Annotated in this window: 7 protein-coding genes; 5 read left to right on the top strand and 2 right to left on the bottom strand. The window is 72.6% G+C overall.

What is annotated here, in order from left to right; all coding sequences use genetic code 11:
• The first annotated feature begins 94 nt into the window (after positions 1-94).
• From ABZ016_RS41745 to ABZ016_RS41735, 3 genes are all read left to right on the top strand, one after another.
• Positions 95-967 (top strand): alpha/beta hydrolase family protein, encoded by an 873-nt coding sequence (locus ABZ016_RS41745; RefSeq protein WP_356922018.1) that lies wholly within the window; start codon positions 95-97, stop codon positions 965-967.
• Between the two features lie 122 nt (positions 968-1,089).
• Entirely contained in the window at positions 1,090-2,310 is a 1,221-nt protein-coding gene (locus ABZ016_RS41740) for a helix-turn-helix domain-containing protein (protein ID WP_356922014.1), read from the top strand.
• Positions 2,311-2,461: 151 nt separating this feature from the next.
• Positions 2,462-3,103, top strand: a complete 642-nt coding sequence (locus tag ABZ016_RS41735; protein ID WP_356922013.1) for a cutinase family protein — start codon at positions 2,462-2,464, stop codon at positions 3,101-3,103.
• Positions 3,104-3,168: 65 nt separating this feature from the next.
• On the opposite strand, the gene ABZ016_RS41730 is transcribed toward ABZ016_RS41735, so the two are convergent.
• The gene (locus ABZ016_RS41730; protein WP_356922012.1) at positions 3,169-4,890 is read right to left on the bottom strand and encodes a hypothetical protein; all 1,722 of its coding nucleotides are present in this window, start codon (positions 4,888-4,890) and stop codon (positions 3,169-3,171) included.
• Positions 4,891-5,085: 195 nt separating this feature from the next.
• On the opposite strand from ABZ016_RS41730, the gene ABZ016_RS41725 reads away from it, so the two are divergent.
• Positions 5,086-5,316, top strand: coding sequence for a hypothetical protein (locus ABZ016_RS41725; RefSeq protein ID WP_356922011.1), 231 nt, complete (start codon positions 5,086-5,088; stop codon positions 5,314-5,316).
• A gap of 34 nt (positions 5,317-5,350) precedes the next feature.
• Here ABZ016_RS41725 and ABZ016_RS41720 read toward each other — a convergent pair whose 3' ends face one another.
• Positions 5,351-6,214 carry an aldo/keto reductase gene (locus ABZ016_RS41720; RefSeq protein ID WP_356922010.1) on the bottom strand — a complete coding sequence of 288 codons (864 nt, stop codon included), beginning with the start codon at positions 6,212-6,214 and terminating at the stop codon, positions 5,351-5,353.
• 174 nt (positions 6,215-6,388) lie between these two features.
• On the opposite strand from ABZ016_RS41720, the gene ABZ016_RS41715 reads away from it, so the two are divergent.
• On the top strand, positions 6,389-6,802 hold the full coding sequence (locus ABZ016_RS41715) for a VOC family protein (RefSeq protein ID WP_356922017.1): 414 nt from the start codon (positions 6,389-6,391) through the stop codon (positions 6,800-6,802).
• Positions 6,803-6,932 lie beyond the last annotated feature (130 nt).

Genomic DNA, 6,932 nt, shown 5'->3' with positions numbered 1-6,932 from the left:
GCTCCCCCGCTTCCCCCCCCGCCCCCCCCCCCCGCCCGGGGTCGGGCCGGGGCGGCCCGCCCGCGGGGCCCCGCCCGCCGCCGGCCTCGCCGTCCTGTTCGGGGCCGCGGGCGGCACGGCCCGTGCCCGGGCGGCCACCCGGCTCGGGCCGCGCACGCGGGACGTGTCCGTGCCCTCCGCCGCGCTCGGCCGCAGCGCGCCGGTACGGCTGATCCTGCCGTCCGGTTACGACTCTCAGCCGGGGCGGACGTATCCCGTGCTGTACCTGCTGCACGGCGCCCACGACGACTACACGTCCTGGACGCGGGAGACCGACATCGAGGCGTTCACCGAGGGCCGCGACCTGATCGTGGCCATGCCGGACGCGGGCCCCACCGGCATCCCCAGCGCCTGGCGCGGCGGACCCGACTACGAGACGTTCCAGGTGAAGGAGGTGCCGGCACTGCTCGCCCGGGACTACCGGGCCTCCGGCGTACGGGCGGTCGCCGGCGTCTCCACCGGCGGCTACGGCGCGATGGCCCACGCCGCCCGCCACCCCGGGGTGTTCGGGGCCGCGGCCTCCTACAGCGGCATTCTGGACACCACCGCGCCCGGTGTTCCCGCCATCATGGACGCGATCGTGGCCCGCGAGAACCTGCCGGCCGCGTCCCTGTGGGGTCATCCGGTGCTCAACCTGCTGACCTGGCGGGACTTCAACCCGCGCGCCCGCGCCGGCGGTCTGCGCGGTACCGCCCTGTACGTCTCGCAGGGCAGCGGAGTGGGCGGGGGCGGCGGCGATCCGCTGCCGGGGATTCTGGAGAGCGCACTGTGGCCGTCGGCCCAGGGCTTCGCGGGCACGCTGGCCCTCCTGGGCATACCGGTCAGCACGCACTTCTACTCGGGAGGGGGACACGACTGGCCCTACTGGAAGCGGGAGTTCACCGCCTCGTGGCCGATGCTCGCCCATGCGCTGGGCGTGCCGGAGTGACGGGGGTGCCGTCGGGGCACGGAACGGAGCGGAAGGGACGTCCGTCCGAGGGAGGACTGCCCACTCCTCCCACTGGCAACCGCCCGCGGGTGAGCCGCTTCCGGTCGAAAGGAGTGTCCGTGATGGCTGTGCCCACCCCCCACGGTGTGCCGAACCACCCCGGCACACCACTGGTCCCGCCCGAGCTGGCGGAGCTGTTGCGCGCCCAGTTGGCCGTCGTCGCCGACGAGGTGGAGGAGGAGGTCCGCCGTCAGGTCCCCGAGTACGCACGGCCCGCGGACGGGGCGTATCGCCGTAATCTGCGGTCCGGGGTGGTGCAGGCGCTGACCCTGTTCGTCGACCACATCGCCGATCCGCGCGACGACGGGGGCGCGATCGCGGCGACGTACTACGAACTCGGGCGCGGCGAGGCCGTGGAGGGCCGCAGCCTGGACGCGCTGCAGTCCGCGCTGCGGGTCGGCGGGCTGCACGCCTGGCGGCTGATGGGCCGCACGGCGGAGGAACTCGGCCTGGACTCCACGGTCGTGGCCGCGCTCGGGGAGCTGGCGTTCCGTACCGTGCACGAGGTCGCCCAGGCGGCCGCGGCCGGCTACGCGGAGGCACAGCTGCGCAGCTCGGACGAGCTCGAGCGGCGCCGCAGACGGCTGCTGGACCTGCTCCTGGAGGAGGGCCCGGTGGCGTTGGAGGCCGTGCAGGACCTGGCGCACAGCGCGCGTTGGCCGGTGCCCCGCACGGTCGCCGTGGTGGCGCTGGCCGCGGCGCCGGACCGGCGGGAGGAGGACCGGCCGCTGGCCGCCGCCGGTGCGCTGGTGGACATGGAGTCCCGGCCGCCGAGCATGCTGGTGCCCGACCCGGACGGCTCCGGCCGCTTCGGCGGCCGGGCGTTCACGCTCGCGCTGCGCGGCCGGCCCGCCGCGATCGGCCCGACGGTCGCGGTCACCGAGGCCGCGCAGTCACTGCGCTTCGCCACCCGGGCGCTCGGGCTGATGGGGCGGGGCATCCTGCCCCGCCAGGGCGTGGTGCGGTGCTCGGACCATCTGTCGACCCTGCTGCTGTACGGCGACGAACCGCTGCTCGAACGGCTCCAGGCGCGGGTCCTCGCCCCGCTGGACACGGTCTCGGTGGGGCAGCGCGAGCGGCTCGCCGAGACGCTGCTCGCGTGGCTGCTCAGCGGCAGCAACGTGCCGGACGTCGCCGTACGGCTGCACATCCATCCGCAGACGGTCCGCTACCGCCTGCGGCAGCTGGAGAAGCTGTTCTCAGACGCCCTGCACGATCCGGAAACACGCCTCGATCTCATTCTCGCGCTACGCGCGGAAGCATTGCACACACGACAGAACTGAATCCACGCCTTCAGGCGCAGCACTCAATCGGCGACAAAAAACGGCGGCGATTCCATCATTCCGTCCATAACCTCCGGCGAGGGAAAGCGAATACGTTCGGGCCGTCCTTTTTCGCAGGCGCTCGAAGCGCCTCTCACGCGGAGGATCCCCCATGCGTATCCGTTTGTGCCTCGCCGCGCTGTCGCTGGCCGGCGGGGCCGGAATCGCCACCCTCTCGGCTCCCCCGGCCACCGCCGCGGCCTGCTCGGACGTCGAACTCGTCTCGGCTCGCGGCACCTTCGAACCGGGCACGCTCGGCTTCATCGTCGGCGACCCGGTGTATTCCGCCCTGCAGAAGAAAGCGACGGGCAAAAGCCTGTCCAGCTACAAGGTGAACTACCCGGCCGACCTCTCCCCGACGTCCGCGGCGCAGGGCAACGCGGACCTGGTGAACCACGTGAAGAGCCAGGCGGCCGCCTGTCCGAACCAGCGCTTCGTGCTCGTCGGCTATTCGCAGGGCGCGAACGTCGTCGACAACTCGATCGGCATCAGCAGCGCGGGCGCGGTGGTGGGCAGCCCCATCGTGGCTCAGCTGCCCGCGGCGGTCGAGCCGAAGGTCGCGGCGGTGCTGCTGTTCGGCAACCCGATCCGGGCGCTCGGCAAGAGCGTCACCGGCACGTACCAGAGCCGCACCCTGGACATCTGCGCCAAGGGCGACCCGGTCTGCGAGAGCGGCGGGGGCGACGTCGGGGCGCACCTCGGCTACCGGGACGACGCCGACGCGGCGGCCACGTTCGCCGCGGGCAGGCTCTGATCCGTAGCGGCATCCGAAGGGGCCCGGGAGGATCTCCTCCCGGGCCCCGTGCGTGCGGGAGGGCCTCAGCGGGGTGACCGGGCGAACCCGGCGAGGCTGGCGGAGACGGGCTCGGGCCGGCCGTTGTTCTGCTCGGCCGCGGCGGTCAGGACGTCGAGGTGCTGGTAGCCGTCGGCGACCACGGGATGCAGCTCGGGCGGAACCCGTCCGGCCAGGAGCCCCTCACCGGCGAGCACCGTGAGCACCGGGTTGGCCTTGAGCCCGTCGGGATGAACGACGAGCTTCTTCACCTGCGGCGAGCCGGACAGCTGGATGTCGGTGACCAGCTTGGTCGGGAAGTACTGCTCGGTGAAGTCCAGCGGCTGCTCGGCCAGGCTGCGGGCCAGCTGCCGCACGTCGGTGACCTCCTCGCCGGGGCCGGTGAACGGGGTGCCGTCGGCCGACCGGTAGCCGGGGTCGTCCAGATCGCCGATCCGGTCGTAGTTGCGCCAGGTGTAGAGCGGCCCCTGCGGCCGGTCCGGGATGGCCTTGTACGCGGTGCCGTACAGGCCGGGCTGCTGGGAACCGCCGTTGGCGGCGGGGAAGCTCTTGTCGGCGATCGGCCCGCCGTCGAAGAAGCCGACACTGGTCTGCAGGAACGCCAGCGGTACGGAGTTGTCGTCGAGCAGGGCCCCGAGCACTGCCCCGTTGGTGAGGCGGAAGTCCTTCACCGCGGGCTTGCCGCTGAGGAAGGCGGCGGTGTCCTTGGCGAACAGGAAGCGGTTGGTGGCCTCGATGTTGAGGTTGACGGGCAGGTAGCTCGGCAGGTCGGCCTCACCCTCCAGGTCGTCCAGGGCGCCGAGGCCGGCGATGCCGAGCAGGGTCATGGTCTCGGGGTTGAGCAGCACCGGCGCGGACAGCGTGCGCGAGAGCACGCCGCTGTCGAGCCCGGCCTGGATCACGCCGTAACCGAGGCCGATGTCGGGCAGGTTGGTGTCGTCGGGCAGGTTGCCGCTGAGGTCGGCCAGCGAGGTGGAGACGGTCGTGTCGAGGGCGAAGTAGCCGGCGCACTGGTTGTACCCGGCGTCCGCCGTGGTGGCGCGGTTGCCGTCGAAGTCGGCGGCGGCGAAGTATCCGCTGATCACCCCGCCGAGCGAGTGCCCGCCGCACAGCACCTTCCGCTTGCGCTGCGCCTGGTCGGGCAACTCCGCGGCGAGCAGGTCGTACTGGTCCCGTACGGTCTGCTCGATGCCGAGCTTCGCCATCCAGCCCAGCTGCCCGTTGCCGGCGTAGCCGCCGAAGGTCCGGCCGTCGACCTGCTTGCCGCGGTAGTAGTAGTCGACGGCGGTGTGCTGTCCGCCCGAGGCGATGCCGGTGCGGTCCTCCAGGCAGTTGGAGCGCCGGTCCAGCGCCCAGAACTCGATGTGCGCGCCCTGCTCGGCGGCTCGCGCCACAGTGTTGCGGGCGACGCTGTCGAACGCCCCCGCTCCTTCCAGGATGCCGGGCTGGGCGATGAGGATCCGGTCCGCGTCGGCCGCCGCGGCCGGCCCGTCGGCCGAGCGGTAGCGCAGGTACGACAGCCAGTCGCATGCGGCGGGGCGGGGCCCGGCCGACTCCGGCAGCGGCACCTTCACCCGCACCATCGTCTCCGTCACCCGGGTCACCGGGGAGGTCGACGCCACCGGTGTCTCGGTCCGCGCCCCGTCGGCCCGGGCGCCCGGGGCGGCGGCCGTGAGTGATCCCGCGGTCAGCAGCACCGCCAGCGCGGTACCGCGCCACTTCCCTCTGTTCCTACAGTTCATGTCCATGCCACGGACGCTAGGGTGGCGGGGCAGCGCCCCTCAGGGAGTGCTGATGAGAACTCAGCTTCCGGATCCCGCCTTGTCACCGGCGCACAGCACGCACGCCGCCGGGGGCCCGGGAGCGCCGCGGCACGCCCGTCCTGTCCCGCTTCCGGCCGCGGTCGAGCTGCGGACCGGCGGTTTCGGGCGCATGGTGGGGCTATGGACGGTCAACCCCCCGTGGTCGTGCAGCCGCCCGCGTCGGACGGCGGACGGCTGGTGACCATCCACGGCGAGCGCATGGGCGTCGCCTACAGCCTGTTCGACGTACTGGACCTCCTGCACAAGGAGGGTCTGCCCACCACCGACACGGCCGTCGACGACACCGAGCTGATCGAGTGGCAGGGCGGAGGCCCGTACGACTGGAACGACGGGGCGTCCGACGAGGGGTGAGCCGTAGCGCGTCGCCGCGACCGCGGAGCTCGCCTCAGCCCCTCTCCGACGCGGTGGCCCGTGGCTCCTCGGCCGACCGGTCGAGCCGGGCTCGGTGGGCGGGCGTCAGGTCGAGATCGGCCGCCGCCAGGTTCTCCTCCAGGTGCTCGTTCCGGGCCGTGCCGGGTATCGGCAGGACGACCGGTGAACGGCCGAGGAGCCAGGCGAGCGCGACCTGGGTGGGCGTCGCCCCGAGGTCGCTCGCCACAGCGGCGATCTCGGCCCCGGCCCCGGCCTTGCCCCAGGCGACGGGCCGCCACGGCAGAAACGCGATACCGGCCATCGTGCACGCGTCGAGCACCGGCTCGTGCTCGCGGTCGAGCAGGTTGTAGCGGTTCTGCACGCTCACGACGTCGACGATCTCCCGGGCCCGCGCCAGCTCGGCGACGGTGACCTCCGACAGCCCGACCCGGCCGACCAGGCCCTCCGTCTGGAGCTCCCGCAAGGTGCCGAGCTGGTCGGCGAGCGGCGTCTCGGGGTCGATGCGGTGCAACTGGAGCAGTTCGATCCGCTCGACCCGCAGCCTGCGCAGAGCCTGCTCGACCTGGGCGCGCAGGATGCTGGGCCGTCCGTCGAGCTTCCACTCGCCCGCGGGGCCGGTCCGGGCGACACCGACCTTGGTGGTGATCAGCAGCCCCTCCGGGTAGGGGTGCAGGGCCTCGGCGAGGAGCTCCTCGTTGGCTCCCCCGCCGTACAGATGGGCCGTGTCGATCAGGGTGACGCCCAGTTCCACGGCCCGCCGGGCGACGGCGAGGGCGTTCTCCCGGTCGGGGCCGGGCTCGGTCGGCAGATGCATGGCTCCGAAGCCGAGCCGGCGGACCTGAAGGTCCCCGCCGATACGGAAGGTGGTCGATGTCATGAACGGCAGCCCTCCCCCTCTGTTCAAGAGGCAACGCTAGCGGTGGAGTTGACGGACGGGCCGGTCGCGGGGACGCATCGCTCCCGCCCCCGCGCGGCCCGCTCGGCGAGCCGTTGTCAGTGCCCGGCGTTACGCTGCGCGCAAATGGCTTCTGCCCCCTTTCGGGAGGTTCTCATGGTCTCGCGCCTCAACCCGTACCTCACCTTCGACGGTGACGCCCGGCAGGCGATGGAGTTCTACCAGGAGGTCTTCGGCGGCTCCCTGGACCTCAACACGTACGGTCAGTTCGGCCAGGCGGACGCCCCGAACGCCGACAAGATCATGCACGGCATGCTGGAGACCACCAGCGGCTTCACCCTGATGGGCGCCGACAACCCGCCGGGCACGGAAGCCGGGCAGGGCCAGCCCTTCTCCGTCAGCCTGAGCGGCGACGACGACGCCGAGCTGCGCGGCTACTGGGAGAAGCTGTCCGCGGGTGGCTCGGTGTCCGTCCCGCTGGAGAAGCAGATGTGGGGCGACGTGTTCGGCATGTGCACGGACCGCTTCGGCGTCCCGTGGATGGTCAACATCGGCAGAACGGAGAGCTGAGCAGGCCCTCCCCAGGGCGGTCCCGGACCGTCCGCCCCCGGCCGCCCGTACCCGCCGTCCACCCGACGGCACGTACGGGCGGCCCCGTTTTGTTGGAACGTCCTGACAAAGCTGTTGACATCACCCGAAG

Source organism: Streptomyces sp. NPDC006372 (genome assembly GCF_040612515.1).
Classification (GTDB): Bacteria; Actinomycetota; Actinomycetes; order Streptomycetales; family Streptomycetaceae; genus Streptomyces.
This window is presented reverse-complemented; position numbering and strand designations above follow the sequence as displayed.